Source organism: Vibrio sp. R10-SF1-ISO8, from assembly GCF_059833805.1.
This window is the reverse complement of the sequence record NZ_JCBDHL010000019.1, coordinates 136293-160176: the sequence shown is the minus strand read 5'-3', so window position 1 is coordinate 160176 and position 23884 is coordinate 136293. Positions and strand designations below refer to the sequence as shown.

21 protein-coding genes are annotated in these 23884 nt (G+C 43.4%); 8 read left to right on the top strand and 13 right to left on the bottom strand.

Annotated features, from left to right (window positions below):
• Nucleotides 1-12 precede the first annotated feature (12 nt).
• The 4 genes from AC6R00_RS15445 to AC6R00_RS15430 form a co-directional block, all read right to left on the bottom strand.
• The gene (locus tag AC6R00_RS15445; protein ID WP_500641027.1) at nucleotides 13-738 is read right to left on the bottom strand and encodes a carbonic anhydrase; all 726 of its coding nucleotides are present in this window, start codon (nucleotides 736-738) and stop codon (nucleotides 13-15) included.
• A gap of 169 nt (nucleotides 739-907) precedes the next feature.
• Nucleotides 908-2005: a Fic family protein gene (locus tag AC6R00_RS15440; protein WP_500641026.1), complete on the bottom strand. Its 1098-nt coding sequence runs from the start codon at nucleotides 2003-2005 to the stop codon at nucleotides 908-910.
• A gap of 301 nt (nucleotides 2006-2306) precedes the next feature.
• On the bottom strand, nucleotides 2307-3338 hold the full coding sequence (gene tdh, locus AC6R00_RS15435; protein WP_069669486.1) for an L-threonine 3-dehydrogenase: 1032 nt from the start codon (nucleotides 3336-3338) through the stop codon (nucleotides 2307-2309).
• Nucleotides 3338-4534 carry a glycine C-acetyltransferase gene (locus AC6R00_RS15430; protein ID WP_239855288.1) on the bottom strand — a complete coding sequence of 399 codons (1197 nt, stop codon included), beginning with the start codon at nucleotides 4532-4534 and terminating at the stop codon, nucleotides 3338-3340. The genes tdh and AC6R00_RS15430 overlap by 1 nt, the downstream gene beginning before the upstream one ends.
• A gap of 225 nt (nucleotides 4535-4759) precedes the next feature.
• Here AC6R00_RS15430 and AC6R00_RS15425 point away from each other — a divergent pair, with 225 nt between their 5' ends.
• Nucleotides 4760-5674, top strand: coding sequence for a LysR substrate-binding domain-containing protein (locus tag AC6R00_RS15425; RefSeq protein WP_494503537.1), 915 nt, complete (start codon nucleotides 4760-4762; stop codon nucleotides 5672-5674).
• 29 nt (nucleotides 5675-5703) lie between these two features.
• Here AC6R00_RS15425 and AC6R00_RS15420 read toward each other — a convergent pair whose 3' ends face one another.
• The 4 genes from AC6R00_RS15420 to AC6R00_RS15405 form a co-directional block, all read right to left on the bottom strand.
• Nucleotides 5704-7170, bottom strand: a complete 1467-nt coding sequence (locus tag AC6R00_RS15420) for a PepSY-associated TM helix domain-containing protein (RefSeq protein ID WP_500641025.1) — start codon at nucleotides 7168-7170, stop codon at nucleotides 5704-5706.
• 119 nt (nucleotides 7171-7289) lie between these two features.
• Nucleotides 7290-7655 (bottom strand): hypothetical protein, encoded by a 366-nt coding sequence (locus AC6R00_RS15415; RefSeq protein ID WP_500641024.1) that lies wholly within the window; start codon nucleotides 7653-7655, stop codon nucleotides 7290-7292.
• 122 nt (nucleotides 7656-7777) lie between these two features.
• Nucleotides 7778-8161, bottom strand: coding sequence for a cytochrome b562 (locus tag AC6R00_RS15410; protein WP_500641023.1), 384 nt, complete (start codon nucleotides 8159-8161; stop codon nucleotides 7778-7780).
• A gap of 81 nt (nucleotides 8162-8242) precedes the next feature.
• Nucleotides 8243-8986 carry a phosphatase gene (locus AC6R00_RS15405; RefSeq protein ID WP_500641022.1) on the bottom strand — a complete coding sequence of 248 codons (744 nt, stop codon included), beginning with the start codon at nucleotides 8984-8986 and terminating at the stop codon, nucleotides 8243-8245.
• 180 nt (nucleotides 8987-9166) lie between these two features.
• On the opposite strand from AC6R00_RS15405, the gene AC6R00_RS15400 reads away from it, so the two are divergent.
• The 5 genes from AC6R00_RS15400 to AC6R00_RS15380 all read left to right on the top strand — a co-directional run bounded on the left by AC6R00_RS15400 (nucleotide 9167) and on the right by AC6R00_RS15380 (nucleotide 16446).
• On the top strand, nucleotides 9167-12043 hold the full coding sequence (locus AC6R00_RS15400) for an HD domain-containing phosphohydrolase (RefSeq protein ID WP_500641021.1): 2877 nt from the start codon (nucleotides 9167-9169) through the stop codon (nucleotides 12041-12043).
• Between the two features lie 363 nt (nucleotides 12044-12406).
• A complete protein-coding gene (gene zwf, locus AC6R00_RS15395) occupies nucleotides 12407-13909 on the top strand; it encodes a glucose-6-phosphate dehydrogenase (protein WP_500641435.1) in 1503 nt (500 codons plus the stop codon).
• Complete coding sequence (pgl, locus tag AC6R00_RS15390; RefSeq protein ID WP_500641020.1) at nucleotides 13906-14622, top strand: 6-phosphogluconolactonase; 717 nt, start codon at nucleotides 13906-13908, stop codon at nucleotides 14620-14622. Before zwf ends, pgl begins: the two co-directional genes overlap by 4 nt.
• Nucleotides 14623-14657: 35 nt before the next feature.
• Nucleotides 14658-16106, top strand: a complete 1449-nt coding sequence (gene gnd / locus AC6R00_RS15385; RefSeq protein ID WP_008079725.1) for a decarboxylating NADP(+)-dependent phosphogluconate dehydrogenase — start codon at nucleotides 14658-14660, stop codon at nucleotides 16104-16106.
• Between the two features lie 196 nt (nucleotides 16107-16302).
• On the top strand, nucleotides 16303-16446 hold the full coding sequence (locus AC6R00_RS15380; RefSeq protein ID WP_500641019.1) for a hypothetical protein: 144 nt from the start codon (nucleotides 16303-16305) through the stop codon (nucleotides 16444-16446).
• A 62-nt stretch (nucleotides 16447-16508) separates the two neighbouring features.
• Here the strand turns inward: AC6R00_RS15380 and AC6R00_RS15375 are convergent, their stop codons facing one another.
• On the bottom strand, nucleotides 16509-17405 hold the full coding sequence (locus AC6R00_RS15375; RefSeq protein WP_500641018.1) for a LysR family transcriptional regulator: 897 nt from the start codon (nucleotides 17403-17405) through the stop codon (nucleotides 16509-16511).
• A 252-nt stretch (nucleotides 17406-17657) separates the two neighbouring features.
• Here AC6R00_RS15375 and AC6R00_RS15370 point away from each other — a divergent pair, with 252 nt between their 5' ends.
• Nucleotides 17658-19814 (top strand): TonB-dependent hemoglobin/transferrin/lactoferrin family receptor, encoded by a 2157-nt coding sequence (locus AC6R00_RS15370; RefSeq protein ID WP_500641017.1) that lies wholly within the window; start codon nucleotides 17658-17660, stop codon nucleotides 19812-19814.
• A gap of 446 nt (nucleotides 19815-20260) precedes the next feature.
• On the opposite strand, the gene AC6R00_RS15365 is transcribed toward AC6R00_RS15370, so the two are convergent.
• The 4 genes from AC6R00_RS15365 to AC6R00_RS15350 form a co-directional block, all read right to left on the bottom strand.
• On the bottom strand, nucleotides 20261-20512 hold the full coding sequence (locus AC6R00_RS15365; protein ID WP_171323520.1) for a hypothetical protein: 252 nt from the start codon (nucleotides 20510-20512) through the stop codon (nucleotides 20261-20263).
• Nucleotides 20512-22230 carry an SgrR family transcriptional regulator gene (locus tag AC6R00_RS15360; RefSeq protein ID WP_500641016.1) on the bottom strand — a complete coding sequence of 573 codons (1719 nt, stop codon included), beginning with the start codon at nucleotides 22228-22230 and terminating at the stop codon, nucleotides 20512-20514. The genes AC6R00_RS15365 and AC6R00_RS15360 overlap by 1 nt, the downstream gene beginning before the upstream one ends.
• Nucleotides 22231-22307: 77 nt before the next feature.
• Entirely contained in the window at nucleotides 22308-22541 is a 234-nt protein-coding gene (locus tag AC6R00_RS15355; protein WP_500641015.1) for a DUF3389 domain-containing protein, read from the bottom strand.
• 2 nt (nucleotides 22542-22543) lie between these two features.
• The gene (locus AC6R00_RS15350) at nucleotides 22544-22990 is read right to left on the bottom strand and encodes a hotdog fold thioesterase (protein WP_500641014.1); all 447 of its coding nucleotides are present in this window, start codon (nucleotides 22988-22990) and stop codon (nucleotides 22544-22546) included.
• Between the two features lie 104 nt (nucleotides 22991-23094).
• Here AC6R00_RS15350 and AC6R00_RS15345 point away from each other — a divergent pair, with 104 nt between their 5' ends.
• Entirely contained in the window at nucleotides 23095-23883 is a 789-nt protein-coding gene (locus AC6R00_RS15345; RefSeq protein ID WP_500641013.1) for a M48 family metallopeptidase, read from the top strand.
• Nucleotide 23884: the final 1 nt, after the last annotated feature.

Here is a 23884-nt window from a genome sequence, read left to right as displayed (position 1 = left end):
CTGTGTGCTTCTTTATTCGTTGTCTAGCACCAAACGGGCATTCTTTGCTTGTATCGGTCTATTGTTTTGCCCCATGACTCGTTTAAGCAATTGGGTTTGGTCCTTACTTAAAGTCTGCGGTTGCTTTAGAACAAACCAGCGAACACCTTCCGAACATGGCGGCGTTGTTAGTGAGCCGTTAAAGCGATAGTAGTGCTCTGTATCCGGGATCATATCCGCTACGTTAATAGAATGATTCAACGAAACAGTTTCACCTGACTTTGGTAATGTCTCTAGTAGAGTGGTAATTTCACTATTGCTAGTTACAGACGTGTTATACATAACAGCTAGCACCGCTAGGTTGCCATTGCTATCCGCATTTACGAAGTGGGCTTCGAGTGGGAAACTTTGACTCTTGATTAGATTTTCTGATGGTGTATGAAAGTGAAACTGAACGAGGTTAAACGCCTTGCCATCAACAGTGAAAGTATTATCTCCTTCAACCACTCCTTGTAGCGTATGTCCATTGTTGGTCAGTGCTGTGACCTGTCCAGAATAATCTAGATTTAACTCTGCGATGTTTGCTGCTACTTGATCTTTAACGTCTATTGGGCTTTGGTTCTTCCCTGTTTCACACTCTGCTCCAAACTTTCCCCAGTGCTCTGGTCCTGTATCTCCTTCATAACTCCATTGTGCAGAATGTACAGTAGTAACGACTAGCGCTGTTGCTAAGCCAATTGATAATAGTGTTTTGTTCATTTTTATTCCTATCTTTCACTAACGTTGATTTGCCATAATACGTTGGTGAGAAATGCCATGAACAGATAGAAAACTATGATTACCTACAATAGTTGGAAGCAGGTGCAAAGGATTTGAAATCTATATAAATATCAATGAATTATTATGAGAGTTTACGCTGTTTTTGGCTTTACTTAGCAAGCACATACCGAGTACTTCGTCCCGCACCTGATTTCACTAAACACCCCTGCTCTACTAACGCAGTTAAATGACGAGTCGCTGTAGGTTTGCTGACTTTCGCCACTTTGTGATATTGGGAGGTATTGATACCATCAGCAAAGTCACCGTCAAGCATTCTATTTAGAACTTTCACTTGCTCTGCCCCTAGCCGAGTCTGATCGACATCTCGCCAGAAATTGGTTTTAAATACCGTTTGTTGAATCTCTTTTAAGACCTCATCAAAGGTTTCATTCAGTACGTCGAGAAACCAGACTACCCAGTCGGTAATATCGACATCACCCTTCTGCGTTTTTTCTAATATTTCATAGTAGCTTTTGCGATTTGCAAGTATGCCTACTGACATCGCATAAAAACGAACTGATTGCTGATCCGCTTGAGCTAGAGCTAAATCGGTTAACAAACGCGTGATTCGCCCATTACCATCATCGAGTGGATGCAGAGTAACAAACCACAGGTGTGAGATGGCCGCTCGAAGCAATGGATCCATAGTCGAGTCTTGCCTTGAATGATTGAACCAAGCCACGAACTGATCAAGATCCTTATCAAGCCTCTCTCTCCCCGGTGCTTCAAAGTGAACAATTGGTCTATCGATTCGCCCCGATACTACCTGCATGGGCGCAGTCCCTCTGAGTTGACCGCCAACAACAGGGTTAAACAGCGCGTAGCCTTCAGGGAAAAGTCTATCGTGCCAATGTAGGATTCTTTCTAAGGTAAGAGGTGCGTCAAGATTATCGACGGCATCAAGCATAATCTCGGCAAGCCCATCTGTTTGTTCCGTCGTTGGGAAAGGACGCTCTTCTGTCAAACCGAGTTTGTTCGCGAGCGAAGAACGAACTGAAAATGCGTTCAGTTTTTCACCCTCTATCGCACTAGAATGGACGATGTTTGCTAACAAGGTATCGAGCATACTTTGATTCTGATCATGAGGCTGGCTAGTCATCCTACCCAGTAAGACACCTTGGTTTAGTCGTGTCTTCCTAAGCAACGGATCTACGGCCGTTTCATCCCAACAAAAGTGAGGCCAATTTGTTTGCTCCCAGATCCACATAACAACACCTTGATTTGAAAATTGCTCTTATTCAAATCATATTATGATTTGAATAACTAAATTATTCAAATCATGTGGTGATTCGATTAGGTTCCTTATTCGAATCACCCGTTAACTAGAAATGGGAAAATCTACAAGGCACTATTGCTGGATACAAAAAAGACGCCTCGATTTAACTCGAGGCGTCATTCAGTTCTTGGGGCGTTTCTAGGTGGAAATCAGGGCTATTTGTTACTATTCACTGCCCGGATAATCGGTAACTAGGTAGATAGCAACAAACCTCTATTAACTTAGTATTTCCCTACTCCCAATCTAGGATAACTTTTCCAGACTTACCGCTACGCATAGCGTCAAAACCTTGTTGGAAATCATCGATCTTGTAGTGATGAGTAATGATTGGCGTTAGATCTAGGCCAGATTGAATCAATGAAGCCATCTTGTACCAAGTTTCAAACATTTCACGACCGTAGATGCCTTTGATCACTAAACCTTTAAAGATTACTTGGTTCCAATCGATGCCCATATCTGATGGTGGAATACCTAGTAGTGCGATACGGCCACCATGATTCATTGTTTTTAGCATCGAGTTGAACGCAGAAGGTACGCCAGACATTTCAAGACCAACATCAAAGCCTTCTGTCATGCCAAGCTCTTCCATAACGTCTTCAAGCTTTTGCTCAGCAACGTTTACTGCGCGAGTTACGCCCATTTTACGAGCTAGATCTAAGCGGTATTCGTTAACGTCAGTAATGACAACGTGACGAGCACCTACGTGTTTAGCAACTGCTGCCGCCATGATACCGATAGGACCAGCGCCGGTAATTAATACGTCTTCGCCAACAAGATCAAAAGACAGCGCCGTATGAACAGCGTTACCAAACGGGTCAAAGATAGAGGCTAAATCGTCAGAGATACCTTCAGGGATCTTAAATGCGTTAAATGCTGGAATAACAAGATATTCAGCGAACGCACCTTCACGGTTAACACCCACGCCGACAGTATTACGACATAAGTGTGTACGACCGCCGCGACAGTTACGACAGTGACCACAGGTAATATGGCCTTCACCCGATACTCGGTCGCCAATTTCAAAACCGCGAACTTCTTGGCCAATACCTACCACTTCACCGACGTATTCATGGCCGACAACCATAGGCACAGGGATTGTGTTTTGCGACCACTCATCCCAGTTATAGATGTGAACGTCAGTACCACAGATTGCCGTTTTCTTAATACGGATAAGAAGATCATTGTGACCAAGCTCTGGCTTGTCCACTTCTGTCATCCAGATGCCTTCTTCAGGCTTAAGTTTTGATAGTGCTTTGATTTTCATTATTTAATGATCTCCATGTCACGACCTACTTCGATAAATGCATCGATCGCTCGGTCTAGCTGCTCACGTGAGTGTGCTGCTGACATTTGTGTACGGATACGCGCTTGACCTTTAGGTACGACTGGGAATGAGAACCCAATAACATAGATACCTTTTTCAAGAGCGCGCTCTGCAAACTCGGCCGCTACTTTAGCGTCGCCAAGCATGATTGGAATGATTGCGTGGTCTGCACCACCCATAGTGAAACCTGCCGCTTCCATACGCGTACGGAAATGCGCTGCGTTTTCCCATAGTTGGTCACGTAGGTCGCCGCTTTGCTCTAGAAGGTCAAGAACGCGGATAGAAGCGTTAACAATGGCCGGGGCAACTGAGTTCGAGAACAAGTAAGGACGCGAGCGCTGACGTAGCCAATCGATGACTTCCGCTTTACCAGATGTGTAACCACCTGAAGCACCACCCATCGCTTTACCTAGCGTACCCGTAATAATGTCGATGCGATCTACGACATCATGGTATTCGTGCGTACCCGCACCGGTTTTACCCATAAAACCAACAGCGTGAGAATCATCAACCATAGTCAATGCGCCGTACTTATCTGCTAGGTCACAGATAGCTGGTAGGTTTGCTACCACACCGTCCATAGAAAACACACCGTCAGTCACGATAAGAATATGACGAGCACCCGCTTCTTTAGCCGCGATAAGTTGCTGCTCTAGCTCTTCCATGTTGTTGTTCGAGTAGCGGAAGCGCATAGCTTTACACAGACGAACACCATCAATGATTGAAGCGTGGTTAAGAGCATCAGAAATGATTGCATCTTCTTTGCCTAGAATGGTTTCAAATAGGCCTGCGTTCGCATCGAAACAAGAGGTGTAAAGAATCGTATCTTCTTTACCTAGGAACTTTGACAATTTTTGTTCTAGTTCTTTATGGATGTCTTGTGTACCACAGATAAAGCGAACAGAAGCCATACCGAAACCGTGTACGTCCATACCTTGCTTACCCGCTTCAATTAGCTCTGGGTGGTTCGCAAGACCAAGGTAGTTGTTTGCACAGAAGTTAAGTACTTCTTCACCAGTAGAGATCTTAACAGCCGCTTGCTGCTGAGACGTAATCACACGCTCTGACTTGTAAAGACCCTCAGCCTTTACTTCTTCAATTTGGGTTTGAATCTGTTCGTAGAATGCAGAAGACATTTCAAATTCCTTCCTAGTTATTATGCGCATTGCTTATTGTAAGGTTCTAGCCGATTGCTAGAGCCAAAATCTGATGTTGTAAGTGTAATTCAAGCACGTGTTTTTCATTATCCCGTTAGTTGGAAAAACATTATTGAATCTAAGGCACAAATAACGCCTTTTAATGATGACCGTCACATTTATAGGGTATAGAATGGCTATAAATAGTTATTTGAAGCCATTGAAATGAAGAACACGAAGTTGATTGCTCTACTTCCCGATCTAGCGAGTTTTATTCTGATCGTTGATGAAGGGAGTTTTACTGCTGCGGCTAAGATTCTCGATGTGACCCCTTCTGCACTAAGCAAATTGGTAACGCGACTAGAGACATCCCTTTCAGTCAAATTGTTCGAGCGCACTACGCGTAAGTTGATTATTACCCACTCTGGTCAACAGGTGTATGACCAAGCTTTAGTGATGGTTGATGCAGCAAAGCGCGCAGTGGAACTCTCGACAACAGACCATCAAGATATGTCTGGAGCATTAACAGTTGCAGCGCCTGAAGCATTCTTAAACTCCGTATTACAGCCCCATGTTGTACCGTTTTTACAAAAGTACCCTGAAATACAGCTAAAATTGCGCGCGGCAGATGGTGAAATCGACCTAATCCGTGATGGTATTGATGTTGCGTTTAAACTGACGGATAAGCCTGACGAGAACTTGGTACTCAAAGAAGTCAGTAAAACCAACTTAGTTCTTTGTGCCAGCCCCGACTACATTGCCAAACGCGGGATGCCTAAACACCCAACACAGCTGACTGAACACGATTGCCTCTATCTCGCAGAAACCGACAGCGATCATATATGGGATTTCTTTAAAGAAGACGAGTATCACTCAGTGGGAGTCTCAGGTCGTTACGCGGTCAACCATTCACAGATGCGATTAACTGGGGTTAAAAATGCGCTAGGTATTGGCATTTTTCATGACTTTGTTGTCTCAGAGGCGATTGAAAACAACGAAGTGATTCCTGTACTCGCTGATTGGACGATAAAAAGTAACTATCATGGCGCAATCGCCATGCAATACCCGCAAAACAAATACATGCCAGCCCGATTGCGTGGATTTATTGATTACATGACGCAGCAGTTGAGCGCAAGATAAGAACAAGCCCCGAAATCGGGGCTTGTTGTTTATGACAAATAGGCTTTCAATTTTGGACTTCTTTTAACGAGCAACGTATCTAGGATTAATACGCTAATGATGGTCACGCCAGCCAAAGGGAAAAGAACGCTCACCAATATTATGGTTGCGGCGCCAACCTTCCAAATACCGTCTTGTTCGAAACGGGCTGGCACACCCAACTTATTCTGATTAGACGGGCGACGTACCCACCACATCAAAGCCCCGGTAACTGAAATAACGATAAACGCTAAACAGAAGAAAACATTCAGCAATTTATTTACGATGCTTAAATCACCTTGGTGAAGTGAAACCCCAGCGGCCATCAACTTAGCGACAACATTGTAGTCATCCCAAGTAACATCAACGAGCACTTCTCCAGTGTATTGGTCAAAGTGTGTCGTCCTATCTTTTCTTGGGTCAGTAACATCTCCCGCCATTGAGTTAGCAGATACAGTGTAAACGCCAGTCTCAGATTGAGGTAAGTAGACTTTAAATTGGGTGAAGCCGAGTGATGTTGCTTTGCTTATGATGTGATCGATTCCTACGCTCTGAGAGATATCGAAAGGTTGAGCAGAATGATGCTCGTGATGCCCTCTATGATAACCTTGCGATTCAGGCACTGTAGCGAGTTCTAAGTTCCAAGGCATTTCTTCCTCGCTACCGTGGTTCAAGTCTGCGTGAATTAAAGAAGATTGCGGTTTCTCCCCCCACGTGTAATAGGTAGGGAATGTATTCCAACCTTGGACCATTTTGGCGCCCCATACCCCTGCCCATGCAAGACCGGAAAGTAGAAACAGCAGTAAAACGATCGAAAGTGTTCCCCCTAAGTTGGCGTGGAGATCTCGCATTAGAACACGCGAACCACTACGCATACGTATTTTGAGAAAACCAGCCTTAGTGGCATTATCTGTTGGTAACCACAGATAAATGCCGCTGACCACCAGCAGAATGCCTAAACTCGCAGACACTTCAATCAAGTAATCTCCTGATTTACCAATCAGCAATGTTCCATGGATATCATTAGCAAGTTGATACCAACTGTCACTGCGATCGATTTCGCCTAGAACTTCACCGGAGTATGGATTGACCGTCACTAAAACAGACTGACCATCTTCATGCCTAACATTGAATCTGTTCGCCTTTGCACTTGAGTCAGACGCTACAAATTGGGTGATTTGCGAGTCTGGATACTTTTCCTTGACTGAACGCAGTTGAATAGAAGGTGGTAGAGTTTGCGCCTGCGGAGCAACTGCGATGATTTCACTGTATCTTGCTTGTTCAATTTCGTCATCAAATAGCATCACAAGCCCAGTAAGACTTAACATGAGCATAAATGGGATAACGAAAAGACCTGCATAGAAGTGCCAACGCCATGTGAGAAAATAACGTGCTTTTGCTTTAACCTTGTTTGAGTCGTCACTTTGAGATGAACGTAGTGAGCCCTTAGGTTGAGTCTGAGATTGACTACCCAACATTACAATTTCCTTTTTGAGCGCACAGCAAAAATCCCGAAACATAGTCGAGTCGTTAGTGCTGAGCTTTACTTTACTAAGTGGCGTATTGGGTCAACAGACCCTAGCCTTTGTTATTTGATTTATATGAAGTTGATTGTAGTTAGTGTCGGTGGCGCTCGTGGGACAGCGAGCTGAAATCGTTCACTTAGAGCCAAATAAGCGTACGAGTCGAATGTCGCTATCGATGTTCTTCTAGAGTGAGTGGGTGTTGGAAGTGTGTCTTGGTGGAAGCTTGAGAAGTGACTAAATGGACAAGGCTTACTGTGCTGAGTTTCAACCTTTCCCTCTTCGACTTGGACTAGCTCAAATCCATTGATGGTACAAAGTGTCGCCCACACGCCAGCACTGGCACCATGAGCATTGATTACAGGCATCAAAGTCACAAGCACCCAACTTAGGGCACTTGCGATGAGCATAGTTCGCTTGAAGCTTGATGTCCGTATCATAGTCACTCTCAATCAATTGAGAGTAAATATATAACCTTTTACTAACAAACTCAGTAAGGCTCGCTAAAAAACCTAACAAGGATCATGGTATTAGCATTGCCAAATCGAAATTTGCTGACTTATTAGCCGAACAGCTTGCTCCAAATACTTGGGTTACGTTTATCGTGGTATTCCACTCGTAGATCATCGACAGTTTTTAACTCAGATTTTGCCGCTTCTAGATCGCCCGAGTCTAGTTTCTTCTCAACAGAATCAAGCGCTACGGAAAGCTTACTAAAGCCCTCAAAATAAATATCAAATTTTTCAGGTGGGTAATTACCGCGCTTAGACTGCTCGACTAACTCAGAAAGGTTACTTACAGCAGATTTCATTTCGCTAACTTCGGTCGCTTCAGCGGCATGTTTAAACTCTACTTTCATCTGCTTCATTGCAGCTTTAAGATCAAAATCACTCGCAAAAACTTGTGCTGACATGGCTAAGGCTAAAACTGGGATTAACTTTCTCATTATATTTTTCTTTTGTGTGGGAATAGGAACAGGGAGTGTACTGAATTTAGTCAGCACACTAGAAGCGAATATTGTATCAACTTATAAATGCTGATACTCAGAAATGGTTGAATGACCTCGAAGCACCAAGAACGCTAGGAATTGCTTTACACTGTGCGTAATGACTTGCGAGTCATCCACCCCGACTTTATCTAAAAGATCTGAGACTTTTGAAAGGTTGCCTACATCTTGGCAAAAGTGAGCGTCACTGCCTGTTGTGAAGTAAACCCCAATCTCTTTACCGAGTTTCGCAATCTCCGCGCAACGTTCAACACTGCCTACGCGACTATTGCCTTTTAAGGTAGTGTTATTAATTTCTATGGCAACGTTATGCTCTTTCGCACATCTCAACACTTGTTCATAATCAAAATCGAAGTTGGGGTTACCTAGATGACCAAGTGCATCTACCTTACCGCTTTTAATGGTATTTAGCAGCGCTAGCGTATGAGATTGTTTGTCTCTTGGCTTGAAAACAGGCTCATGAAAGCTCGCTATAACCCAATCAAGGCTTTTATAAGAAGTCGGATGGACATCCACCTCCCCGTCTGTATTGAGAATATTTGACTCTACACCACGGATTACCGCAACACCTTCAATGAACCTTGGTAAGACACGTTGGTTGGAAAAAAACCAATAGTGGGGTGCACCTGGCATTGATTCAGCATGATCGGTGGTGCAGAACATCTCTAGACCATTTTCTTTCGCCATCCGCGCGTTTTCTATCAAAGTGCTGTAGGCATGACCGCTGGCGTATGTGTGAGTATGGGTGTCGATAACGAGGTTCATAGATCTTTTTTAACAGTGAAGGTTGCTCTTATGTTATCAGCCAATTTAACTTCTTGCTTGTACTTCATGCTCTTCAATAGACAATAAAATACAGATAACAATTTATTATTAATAATTTGAAGTTTTGCAGGATTCAGGAATTGATCGATACTTACTAGGTGTCGTGTTTATGGTCGAGCTATGAAAAAACGCCGCTACTCTTTAAGTATTCATATCACTACTCTGTTTCTTGTCCTGACTACATTAGTAGGTTCAGTACTCATTGCTATTAGCTATAAACACGCGCAAGAGCTGCTTATTGGCAGCGCTAAAGAACTAAGCAGAGAGAATAGCCGTAAGCTTGAATCTACTTTTCAAGTCAAAGCTGGACCAATATTAACCACACTCGATTTTATGTCGATGAGTCGCGCCATTGACGACCATAACTCGCCAATCAAGCACATTCGCTTTTTGACTTCACTACAAACTATCTTTCAGAGAAATCCGGGCGTCGTGGCGCTCTACTATGCCAACGAATCTGGTGACTTTACTCTAGTGAGAGCATTAAGAACCAATGCTGATCGTGAGAGATTTGATGCTCCGAATAAAGCGTCACTGATGATAAATACAACACGTGTTTCTGGTTTAAACGAGTTCTACTTTTTAGATGGAGCATACAGAAGCTTAGGACATCGTAAGACAAAAGATAATCAGTTCGACCCTAGAGTTAGGCCATGGTACATCAATGCTGACAAAGATGGGGTTATCAGGCTGACAGAGCCATATTTTTTTTACTTTCTCAAAACCAATGGCGTGACATTGTCACGTAAATCCCCCGATGGTACCAAAGTTGTCGGAGCGGACTTCACCCTAACGTCCCTCTCAGATCAAATCAGTCAAATGGGCTACTCTGAAAACACCAAGCTGGTGTTGTTTGATAACCAGTTTAAGGTGTTAGCTCACCATAATCTAAATGATATCGAAGAAACAGATGGTGAAATCACTTCAAGCTCGCTATTAGGGACCGTATTTGAACGGGTGATTGATCGTAGCTCAAGCCAAATAATTTACGAAACGGTCGTAGCTGATAGCAAAAAATGGTCTGTCACTTTAACGCCAGTTAGTTTGAACAAGCAAACTCGGTTATTACTAGCTGAAGCAACACCTCAAGACGACTTGCTTGCTTCTTTGCTCTCCATGAGGGATAAACAAGTGAGCGTAGCCATTGCGATGCTACTCATGAGTTTTATCGTTGTGTGGCTGGTTGCGCGGCGCTTAGCCAATCCGTTGCACGCATTAATGCGTCAAACCGATAATATTGCTCGTTTTGATTTCAAGAAAACACGTTACTCGAAGAGCGTAATTAAGGAAGTAGCAAACCTTACCGAGTCGATAGAGCTAATGGAGCACACCTTATATGACTTATTGCGACTACTAAGAGACACGGCGAGCAATACTGACTTTTCAGTTTTGGCAAAAACAATCGCGCATCAAAGTTTCTTGGTTACAAGAGCAGAAACAATCGTACTTTACATAAAAAACGAAAAAGAAAGTCGCTACTCTGCTGCTGCAAATCACGCAATCATCCCGTTCAAGATTGATGTAAACGAACTCATAGAACATACAGCATGGGTTAAGACTGAACTAGCCAAGGGTGAAATCGTCCATCTAAATCGTGAAGATAACGCCGTAGCGAATTATCGAGAGTCTCTTTTTAATTCCGATGTCTACCTGTTTCCTTTACTCAACCGCGATAATCAGCCGGTCGGAATTTTGCTATTAGGATATGAGCGCGCAATTACCCAAGCACAAGCTGATAAACATGCATTTTTGAAGGAACTGTTGAGTTTTGCTGAGATAGCTAAAGAGAATATTGACCGAATCGAGCAACAAAAAGAGATGCTTAATGCATTTGTCGAACTGATTGCCTCTGCCATTGATACCAAATCGCCCTACACAGGCAGCCATTGCCAACGTGTGCCCGAGCTAACCAAAATGCTTGTGCAAGCCGCGGTTGAAGATGACACTCACTTCCCATTATTCAGCATGTCAAAAGAACAGTGGGAAGAGTTGCACTTAGCCTCGTGGCTCCATGATTGCGGCAAGGTAACCACGCCGGAATACGTTATCGATAAAGCCACCAAACTAGAAACAATTTATGACCGTATTCATGAAGTCCGTATGCGGTTCGAACTATTAAAATCACAAGCTGAGATTGAGTATTGGAAAGGGGTTGCTAATGGCGAGGATGAAGAGAAATTGAGCAACACTTTAGAGCAAAAACATCAACAGTTAGACGATGATTTTGCATTTATTGGTGAATGTAATCTCGGTGGAGAGTCGATGAGCAAAGATGCCCTTGATCGCCTCAATGCCATTAGTCGGTACAAATGGACAAGAACGCTAGACGATCAAGTTGGCGTATCATGGGTAGAAAAGGCGCGCGCTGGCGATCGTAAAAACCTTCCAGTACAAGAAACACTGCTAACAGACAAGCAGGTACATGAGATCCATTGGGATAATAACAGTAAACCTCAGGACTTTTGGCAGGAAGAATTCGTACTAAAACCAAGCGATTTGAAATACAACCGTGGAGAACTGTACAATTTATCTATTGAGCGCGGTACCTTAAACTCAGAAGAGCGCTTTATTATTAACGATCACATCATTCAAACCATAATGATGCTCAAACGTTTACCTTACCCAGAACATTTGAAAAACGTTCCGGAAATCGCTGGCGGTCACCATGAACGGATAGATGGTCGCGGATATCCTAAGGGGTTATATGAAGAAGAGCTCTCCCTTCCGGCAAGAGTAATGGCGATAGCTGATGTTTTTGAAGCACTCACGTCTAGTGATAGACCTTACAAGAAAGCAAAGACTCTATCCGAATCCATTGAAATCATGACGGATATGGCCACCAGTGGCCACATAGACCCGAAGTTATATCTCATTTTCTTAGAACAATCGATCGACCAAGAATATGCACATCGATTCCTCGATAAGACGCAAATAACCGCTGTTGATCGCGAATCTCATACTAGACGAGTAAAAACCTTCATAAAATCACACTTCTGATCCTACCAGTTACACTGATATAGAGTTTTAGCTCCAATCCAGGCCCGTACCATAAAATTTCGCTCTAGCTTTTATTATCAACAAGTTACGTTAACTACTAGTCAATATTTAATCGATTGCCCTCTCAAAGGTTGATGTATGTCAAATAGTCATAGACAATACGCTGCCATCTGTGAATATCGCCGTGACTTGTTACTAAACCAGTTGCAATCAATAATTCAAATGGCATGAATTTTTGGTTTTGCCTATCAATACAATAGGTACGACCTATTTTATAATTTGAGGTGTCGTTGATACCGTTGGCAAACTTTAGTGCCAACAACTTAGGCACATGCTAACTACCTCGTTTCTAAGGGAAAGATGATGGTAATTCCAGAAAACAGCAGCATCGTTATTTTTGGTGCTTCGGGCGACTTAACCTATCGCAAGTTGATCCCTGCTTTATACCACCTTTACTCCAACAAACAGCTACCTGAAAACTTCGCTATTTTAGGTGTAAGCCGAACTGAATACAGTGATGACTCCTACCGAGAAAAGTTGAAACGTTCACTCCAGGAAATGGAGAAGACTGAACCAGCAACTCTCGATGCTTTTATTAATCATTTGCATTATCAGGCAATCAACACATCTGACACCGCTGACTACAGCAAGCTTTCGACGCGTCTTGATCAACTTTCTGAGCAATACGCATTTGATCAGCGAAACACCCTATTCTATCTCGCTACGCCTCCAAGTTTGTACAGCGTTATTCCAGCAAGCCTAGCCGCCCATGGACTAAACAGTGAAGAAGATGGATGGAAGCGCCTGATTATTGAGAAGCCATTTGGTTATGATCTTGAATCTGCTCAAAAACTAGACAATGAGATTCATGAACATTTCCAAGAGCACCAAATCTATCGTATTGACCATTATTTGGGTAAAGAGACGGTACAAAACCTGCTGGTATTCCGCTTCTCTAACGCGATGTTCGAACCTCTATGGAACCGCAACTTCATTGATTATGTAGAAATCACTGGAGCTGAATTCTTGGGTGTTGAAGAACGTGGCGGGTATTACGACGGTTCAGGCGCGGTTCGTGACATGTTCCAAAACCACTTGCTGCAAGTTCTCGCTATGGTTGGTATGGAACCGCCAGCGCAGATCAATGCAGACTCAATGCGCGATGAAGTTGTCAAAGTTCTTCAGTGTTTGAAGCCGCTAGAAGAAGATGATTTGCGTAACAACCTAGTATTGGGTCAGTACACAGAATCAGACGTGCGTGGAGAGTTCCTGCCTAGCTACCGTGACGAACCTGGTGTAGCGGAAGACTCTCGCACCGAAACGTACGTTGGCCTTAAGGCATACATCAACAACTGGCGTTGGAATGGCGTGCCATTCTACGTACGAACAGGTAAACGCCTTCCGACTCGCGTTACTGAAGTTGTCATCCACTTTAAGCAAACACCTCACCCAGTATTTGGCCAGAATGCTCCGGAAAACAAACTGATTATCCGCATTCAACCAGACGAAGGGATTCAGATGAGCTTTGGCCTTAAAGAGCCAGGCGCAGGCTTTAATGCTAAAGAAGTGAAAATGAACTTCCACTACGCGTCTCTGCAAGAAACGCAAATGCTAACGGCATACGAGCGTCTTCTGCTTGATGCACTAAATGGCGATGCAACTTTGTTTGCACGTAGCGATGCCGTTGAAGCGTGTTGGAAATACGTTCAACCAATTTTAGACTTCAAACAAGATCCACAAGCCCTATTTGGATACGCTTGTGGTACGTGGGGACCAAAAGAATCTGACGATTTGTTACAACGTGACGCACGCGCGTGGCGATTCCCATGTAAAAACCTCACAGATACGGATTATTGCGAACTATGATCAATCACAAGATTTTTCAAACTGCCGACCAAGTTGTAGAAAGCCTAGCGAATGACATGAAGGCCTTCAGTGAGCTTGACCGCCCTGTTCACGTTTCACTGTCTGGCGGCAGTACCCCAAAGATGCTGTTTAAACTTTTGGCGCAGGCACCTTATGCTGAAGGTATTCAGTGGAAAAACCTACACTTCTGGTGGGGAGACGAGCGATGTGTTGCCCCAGATGATGCAGAAAGCAATTACGGTGAAGCAAACGCTCTTCTATTTACAAAAGTGAATCTGCCTGCTGAAAACATTCACCGTATTCGCGGTGAAGATGAACCAAAGGTTGAAGCTGAGCGCTTTGCAAATGAGATGGCTGAAATCATCCAGACTGAAAATGGTACGCCTGTCTTCGATTGGATACTTCTTGGTGTTGGCGCAGACGGTCACACGGCTTCGCTATTCCCAGGTCAAACAGACTATCAAGATGAGAACTTATCGGTATTAGCTTCTCATCCAGAATCAGGACAAATCCGCGTATCTAAAACCGCTAAGGTATTAGAAGCCGCGAAACGTATCAGCTACCTTGTACTTGGTGCAGGTAAAGTAGATATCGTAAACGAAATTCATACCACTCCTGCTAGTGAGCTGCCATACCCAGCAGCTAAGATCCAGTCTAAGGCTGGTGAAACGGAATGGTACTTAGATTCAGACGCAGCAGCAAAAATCGCTTAGTGCGAGCGTCCAAATTGGAAAATTGGAGAGAAATAATGAAAGGTGATATCGGTGTAATTGGCCTAGCGGTAATGGGTCAAAACCTTATCCTAAACATGAACGACAACGGCTTTAAAGTTGTTGCTCACAACCGTACTGCTGCGAAAGTAGACGAGTTCCTAGAAGGCCCTGCGAAAGGCACTAACATCGTTGGCGCATATTCTCTAGAAGAGCTAGTTGAGAAGCTAGAAGCGCCACGTAAAGTGATGCTAATGGTACGTGCTGGCGCAGTTGTAGATACGTTTATTGATAACCTAATTCCACTTCTAGATGAAGGTGACATCATCATTGATGGTGGTAACACTAACTACCCAGACACAAACCGCCGCGTTGCACACTGCCGTGAAAAAGGCATTCACTTCATCGGTACAGGTGTTTCTGGTGGTGAAGAAGGAGCACGTTTTGGTCCTTCAATCATGCCAGGTGGCGCTGCTGAAGCTTGGGAAGCGGTTAAGCCTATCTTCCAAGGTATCTCTGCAAAAACTGACGCAGGTGAGCCATGTTGTGACTGGGTTGGTAACGACGGTGCTGGTCACTTCGTTAAGATGGTACACAACGGCATCGAATACGGTGACATGCAGCTAATTACTGAAGCTTACCAGTTCATGAAAGACGGCCTTGGTATGTCTGCTGACGAGATGCAAGCGGTATTTGCTGATTGGAACAAGACAGAGCTAGACAGTTACCTTGTTGAAATCACAGCTGACATCCTTGGCTACAAAGATGAAGACGGTGAGCCTCTAGTTGAGAAGATCCTAGATACAGCAGGTCAGAAAGGTACTGGTAAATGGACGGGTATTAACGCACTAGACCTAGGTATCCCACTAACGCTTATCTCTGAGTCGGTATTCTCTCGTTGCCTATCTGCACTGAAAGACCAACGTGTTGAAGCTGAATCTCTATTCGGTAAAACAATCACACCAGTTGAAGGCGACAAGCAAGAGTGGGTTGATGCACTGCGTCAAGCGCTACTAGCATCTAAGATCATCTCTTACGCTCAAGGCTTCATGCTAATGCGCGAAGCGTCTAACGAAAACGGTTGGGACCTAAACTACGGTAACGTAGCACTAATGTGGCGTGGTGGTTGTATCATCCGCTCTGCATTCCTAGGCAACATCCGTGATGCGTACGAAGCGAACCCAGACATCGCATTCCTAGGTTCTGATGAATACTTCAAAAACATCCTGCAAAGCAGCCTAGCAGCATGGCGTAAAGTAGCAGCGAAATCTCTAGAGTCTGGTATCCCAATGCCATGTACGATTTCTGCGCTATCTTTCCTAGACGGTTACACAACAGCTCGTCTACCAGCTAACCTGCTTCAAGCGCAACGTGATTACTTCGGTGCTCACACTTACGAGCGTACTGACCGTCCACGTGGTGAATTCTTCCACACTAACTGGACTGGTACAGGCGGCGACACGGCTTCTACTACCTACGACGTGTAAGAATTAGCTGAAAGGATGAGAAAGGTATTTATTAATACCTAAATCTACTTCTATAATTTAGCTGTTATGGAGGATGTTAACTTAGTTAGCATCCTCTATTTTTTGAAACCTACAACATGGAGTCTCCATCAAACGATGGTGATTAGGTGAATTGTCTAACCTGGATGGTTACAACTGTAAAATAGAGGTTCTTTCGATGACTATTAATAAGTACTTTGTTTTCGTTCCACAGCAAGAAGAGCACGGGATGAATAAGGAACATAAAGTGGAAAACGAACAGGAAACTCAACGTCAGGCTTTAGTAAAACAGGCACAACAGCAAGGTGGTGTGCGAGGCTAGGTTTCAAAAAAATAAAAGGGAGCGATTAGCTCCCTTTTATTTTATTAACCGAAACGCTTTGTTTAAATCTTAGACGACGCTTTGAAATGCTTGATTAAGTATTGAATACACCAAGATTTAGCTTCACCAATTTTATTGCGCTTCCAAGCTAAGATGATCTCAATGGGTTGAGACTGAGTATCCGCAATTTGCTTTAAATCGCCACTTGCGATCAATTGGGTTGCGAGCTCTTTTGGTAAAGTACCAATACCCAACCCCGTGCGTAAAGCTTCTACTTTCGCAGAAAAGTTAGTCACAGTTAGTCTTGGTTGTCGCTGAGTAATATTGACACTTATTGCTGGCTGCTCACGGGCTGTATCAGCTATCGCTATAACACGATATTTTTCTCGCGCCTGCTCGTCAAATACCCCACTCCGTTTGTGTACATAATGATCAGTCGCTGCAACCCAGATCATTTCCATCTCACCAATGACCTCTGCTTTAACATCTTGAGGCAAGGTTTCCATCTTTGGGCAGACCAACAAATCCGCTCGCCCTGAGCTTAACGCTTCCCAACAACCTGCGAGTATTTCTTCTTGGAGCTTAATTCTTGTTGAGCTGACATTGCTTAAGTCATTAACAAGGTTAAAAAAGTTGGCAACAGGAATGATCCCATCGAACGCTAGGGTAATGTCAAGCTCCCAACCATTGGCCAAGACACTTGCGTCGTTAACAAGTTTGTCTGTCGCGACCAGAATGTCTCGTCCACGCTCAAGTATTAGCTTTCCTGCTTCAGTAAAATTGGCTTTATGCCCTGAGCGGTCAAAGATCATGATATCAAGATCTTGCTCTAGTTTCTGAATCTGGTAACTCAGTGAAGACGGCGCCCTATCAAGCTCATTAGCTGCGGCAGCGAAGCTTCCACGCCGATCAATTGCATCAAGTATATGAAGCGCTTCAAGTGTTATTGGACTTTGCAATATTACCTTCCCTATTAATAACCACCACCTATAACGTGGCAGCCATCACATTTACTAATGGCAATTTGAACCTTTACATATGTAAACAGATTGTTTAACTACCTGTTATTTATCAGCTTTATTCAAGACAATGTACTGATAGAGCAATAAATACACTATTTATGATAATGCAAACAATAGTAATTATCATTTAGATCCAATAGAATTCTGCCCGTTCAAAGAAAACCTATATGGATCAAAGGTAATTATAAAATGTATAAGAAAACTTTCCTGTCAGCTTCAATTGTTTTGGCCCTTGCGTCAACTGCTCATGCAGAAGAATATGCCCTCTTCGATGAAGTTGTTGTTTCAGCGACTCGTACTGAACAAAACAAAGCGGATGTCAGCTCTTCTATTGAAACAGTTTCATCCGAAGAAATCGACAACACACTTTCGACAGATGTAAAACAAGCGCTTAAGTATACTCCTGGTGTTAATGCTCAAGGTTCCGGACGTTTTGGTATCTCAGGCTTCAATATCCGCGGTATGGAGCAGAGCCGAGTTAAGGTAATGGTTGATGACGTTCAACAACCAGTACCGTACAACTCTGGTGGCGGTACTCAGGCTAAACATCAAAACACATTTGAAATCGATACGCTTCATAGCATCGAAGTCAATAAAGGCGCATCGTCATCCTTATATGGTTCTGATGCACTTGGTGGTACTGTACTGCTACGTACTAAGAATCCGGACGATATCCTCATCACTGATGGCGATGAACACCGTTTTGGCATTAAAACTGGCTACACATCTGCTGATGAAACATTCAAAACGACCGGAACGTGGGCAATGCGTAAAGACAAGCTAGAAACGCTGTTAATGCTTACCTACGCAGACGGAAATGAGACTAAAAAGCATGGCGACGGAGCCGATATTGAAGGTGATGATCGTGGTGCAGCCAATCCAGCAGACAAGAAAGTTCAAAACCTTCTAGCAAAAGCTTACTACCAGTTAAATGAACAACATCGCTTGGGAATAACAGTCGAGCATCATGACTTCAAGTACGAAGAAACGGATCTAGAAAAGCTATCGTCGACTCCACCTTATAACTACAGTAACGCTTTCAATGACGACAATAACAAACGAACTCGTGTGACATTGGAACATGAGTGGATGCTTAATGCTGCTATCGCCGATCAGCTAAACTGGTCTTTATCTTACCAAGATTCACAATCCGTTAATGATAATGGCGATACTACAGATGCTAAAGGCAAACGAGTCCGTGTTCGCGATACGCAAGACAATTCAATCCAGTTTAACTCACAGTTGAACAAAATCATCGAGAATGACTCTTCTACACACGAAGTGACTTATGGCCTGAGCTATATTAAAAATGACTTTGAGCTAAGCAATACTGATTACTTCCTTGACTCTGGTACGTCTGCACCGAGCACTAAAGGTACAAGTCCGAACGCGACTCTTACGCAATGGGGTGCTTTCGTACAAGACAATGTCTTCCTAATGGATGAAAAACTGGTTGTTACAGGCGGCTTGCGATTCGATTCATTTGAGTCAAATCCAGAGCAAACGCCTAGCTACACAAACACGGTATCTAAGAACAGCGATTCTGCCATTACAGGTAATATTGGTACTGTGTACCACCTGACTGACAAGTTCTCTACATTCGCTAAGATCAGTACAGGCTTTAAAGCTCCAACCGTGTATGACTTGTACTATTTGTATGATGAAGGTGCGATAGTTGAACCTAATCCGGATCTAAAAGCCGAAAGCAGCATTTCTTACGAAGTGGGCTTTAGAGGCAACAATGAGTTTGGCCGCTTTGAGCTAGCCACTTACTTCAACCAATACGATAACTTTATCGAAACTGTTGCTACGGGCTCTAATGGTTCTAAGACTATCTACACCAACAAGAACTTAGACAAAGTAGAAATCTACGGTGCCGAACTATCTAGTACCCTGCTTATGGACAAGGCTTTTGACTTACCAGAAGGTACATATACCAAACTATCTATTGCATACTCTGAAGGTAAGGATAAGAAAACAGGTGAAGCGATCAACAGCGTTGCTCCACTCACTTCTATCGTCGGTTTGGGCTACGATAACCCTAACCAAACATATGGTGGTGTTATGAACATTACTATGGTTGCTGCTAAGACAGATTGGACGTCAATGACCGATCGAATGGGCAATTCTGTCGAAAACGTTGATGTTAATGGATATACCGTCGTTGACCTAACTGCTTACTACCGTCCAATGCAAGATTTAACATTGCGAGCAGGTCTGTTTAATGCTCTAGATAAGAAATATCATCTATATGATGACTTATCAGGTAAATCTAGTGTCTCAAACATGGACTACTACTCTCAACCTGGTCGAAACTGGGGTGTGAGCCTAGATTACCAATTCTAATTTAGACCTTTAAAACAAAAGCCAGCTATCAAGCTGGCTTTTTTAGTTAATTACCTACTTAAACTATAACTATCAGCAAGTTAAAGGTAATAAAAAAGCCCCTAAACTAGGAGCTTTCTTGGGTATATTCATCAAAAAGTATAGAAAAATGGTATGAATAGACCGATTATTTAGCTGCTGCCATCTCTTTCTTAACCATTACAGCTGCTGCAACGATGAAAGTGATGATAAGACCTAGCTCCATTACAAACCCCTAAAGTAAAGTTGGAAAAACCGAAAAGAAACTGCGGCTATTCTAACACCATTAAAAAACAATGATACCCCTTAACGAGATTTTTACGTTTTATATCGATTGAGATCAAATATTGCGTCGTGATGTCTATTTTCTACAATCTTACTAATCAATTAGTTTATAAAATGGTTTAGAGAATTGTTCTAATGCGAAGCTATTTCATAGTAACTTTGCCACCGATTATTTTGTAAGCAGGAGTGCCTCTAATCAAAGTCTCTCGGGCAAACTCGCCACCACATTGAGGGCAAATACAGGGCTGTTCGGTGTAATCAGAAACGATCCTTTCCTTAAAACATTTCACAAGAGACCCTTTGCCCCCCTTTCGGTACTTAAACAACTGGGTTTTACATTTTGCGCAGTAAATCTCGACCGTTTTAGACGGTTGTTTCTTATTAGGTTTCGCCACTACCCTTCCTCTTGATGCGAGTTTTTTGCCTCAGCCATTTCAGGTTTGACCCAAACTTTGCTGAAATCAAACCATCCGAGCGCATTACATTTCGCATTTTGTAACGAACCACAATGGTCTTTACTCACACCTAGCCAACAATGAAACATTGGAATGAGTTGCATCTTTTCTACTAGAGACTTTCCAAGCTCTTGTGCAGGGAAACTAGCATTTTGTGTTGCTTGCCACTCTTGTACGACTTTAGTCCAATGTTCAAAATCCTCTTCGCGGCTAAGTGCCTCAATATCGCTATTATTGAGCAGCCACCCTGCTAGTGAATCATCCCTGTTGGTGGTGATTCCCATCGGCTTAACCCAAATGTCCACTTCTGAAGTATCTTCAACGGTCAAGTCATAGTTAATAAAGTTAACGCTCAATCCATCCTCTTTAAGCAAGCCTTCAATACATTTGACCAAGGTTGGGAACATTGGGTGCTGACCGTGGTAAGCAATAGTGACTGAACGATAGGAAGGTGGTGAGGTATAACCATGCCTTGTATGGTGATACCAACCTGGCTTTAACCCATGCGCAGGAAGTACTCCTAGTTCGACGATTTTCTCTTGAGGTAGATGCTGGAATAAATTTAATGTGCCCAACTTCTGGGTGAAATAATTCGCCCAATCATTGGCCGCCGCTAGTCCATTTTTTCGGTTGAGTAGTAAATAGGTGCAACCCGGATCGAGGTCTACGCTATCAGCATAGTTGGCCACTTCAGGTTTAAGGGGTTTAGATAAGCTCGGGAAAATCATTGAAGAATGAAGATCATCAATCACCCACACTTCGATTCGGTCTAACAAAGGTCTAAAACCAAAGTATCCATCAAACGCCTGTAAAACGAGACGTTTGTTGTCGTTTTGAATGACTCGATATGGTCCGGTACCGACTGGAAATAGATCATGGTCCTCTGCTCTATTCTCTTGCGGTAACATTATTTTCGCGCAAGACTCTGATAGCAGAAGCGCTAATTGATAATCATCGCGTGAAAGTTTTACATCAACGATTAAGTGACTTGGAGAGCTCACCTCTGAGATATGTGAAAACAACTTCTTCTGTTTCAATGCAAACAAGTTGTCAACGATCGTTTGACAAGTCAGCAAATCTCCGTTGTGAAACCTAACACTCGGACGAATATAAAAACGCCAATGTCGAGGCGTGAGCATCTCCCATGAATGGGCCAAATCAGGTTGAAGTTCTTCACTGTCATCGATATAGGTTAAACCACTGAATATCTGCTGAACAATATGCAGTTCAGAGCGTCGAATCGGCAATGTAGGGTTTAACGTAGAAAGTGCGCGGTAATATGGCAGCCTAACAACTTGCTGGCCTTCCTGATGAACGATGCCAAGGTAGCTTTCAACCACTTGAGCAAGTTTTGCCGTATCTTGGTCTAAAACTTTTAGCGCTTGGCCAATTTTCCCCTCTTCAAGGTATCGTCGCGCTAGATTTTCGCTGACGTCAGCTCGACTACGTTTAAAGATTAACTGAGATAACTTGCCTCGACCGGGAGCTGGGTGCCATTCCAACCACCCTTCTTCTTCCATTTTGTTCAGAACAATTCGAGCGTTTCGACGAGTACAAAACAGTATTTCGGTGATATCTTCAAGCTGGACACCGCAATCTTGCCCCTTGTAATGCTCAAACAAGGTTTCAAACTGTACTCTAAGTCTTGGACTGCTCATAAAGAGGAAATCTCATTCTAGTTAACCTAGCCCCAAGTTTCCTCATTTAACTATCTCGAATCAAGACAAAAACACAATTATTGGACTTTGCTGCCGATTTGCTCAGCAATCTGTAGGATTTGTTGTTCATTGTCCAATTTAATTGACCACTTGGTTTCGCTGCCGTTTGCGGCAATAACATTCGCCCCTCTACCTATCAAAGTGATAGCATCGGTTTGCGCTTGCAGCGTTACCATGTGCTCACCAGAAAGCTTTACCACGACTTCGTGGTTAGTCACTATGATTTTTCCGCTTTTAAAAGGAATCATCATCGTTATAGCCCTTTGTCTGACGACGCAGATTTTTTATGTTTAACGGCGATGGTCAACCGGCTTGTACACACCAAGCGCTCGCGCTCATCAGTAATGTTGATTTGCCACACTTGCGTGGATACCCCTAAATGAATTGGCTTGGCTGTCCCAATAACCTTACCGCTTCTCATTGAACGTACATGGTTGGCATTAATATCTAGGCCCACGCAATAACTTCCTTTTGGAACACAGAAATTAGCAGCGACTGAACCGAGCGTTTCGGCCAAGACAACAGACGCACCACCATGCAGCATACCAAGCGGTTGGTGAGTAAACGAACAAACAGGCATAGTGGCCGTTATAAAGTCATCACCTACCTCGGTATAAATAATGTTTAGGTGATCTATCAAAGTATTTTCTGACGTCTTATTAAGGGCTTCGAGACTGATCGATTTTTTCCAGATTGTCATTATGCATTCCACTACTGAATGTGATTACCAAGAATTGTACGCTAATGCTATGATGTGTATAGCTAAATAGTAAGTTTAATATTGCGATTGAAACGGAGAATTCAATGCAAAAGTGGTTTAAATTCGTCACTCTCACTGCCGCGATGGCAATAACAGCGTGTACTTCTTCCCCGACAGGTCGTAACCAGCTGCTTCTTTTTTCTGATTCAGATATGAGTAGTTTAGGTGCCCAATCGTTCGAGCAAATGAAGAAAGAGCTCAAAATCAGCTCTGACGCCAAAACAAATGCTTATGTTCAGTGTGTAACAGATTCGATTACTCAACATGTCCCGAAACAACCTGGGTTTGATAGCTGGGAAGTCGTCGTGTTTGATAGTGATCAAATCAATGCTTTCGCGTTACCAGGCGGCAAAATTGGTGTCTATACTGGCTTGCTTAAAGTAGCGGTTACTCAAGATCAGTTAGCGACCGTTATTGGTCATGAAATCGCACATGTCCTCGCCGATCACAGCAACGAACGACTGTCTCAATCTCAAATTGCCAATGCCGGACTTCAACTGACCAATATAGCACTCGGTTCTTCCGAATACGCACAGTATCGAGGAGCAACCATGGCAGCTCTTGGGTTAGGCGTACAATATGGCGTTTTAATGCCCTACGGTCGGACTCAAGAATCGGAAGCGGATATTGTCGGGTTAGAATTGATGGCGAAGTCTGGTTTTGATCCTAACCAGAGTGTCGATCTATGGAAAAACATGGCTAAGGCATCTGGCGGTGCTCAACCGCCTGAACTGCTCTCAACACACCCTTCTCATGGAACTCGAATTCAGGACCTATCCGCTAAAATACAGACGCTGCCCGATAACAATGTACAACGTCCGAACTGTATTTAAA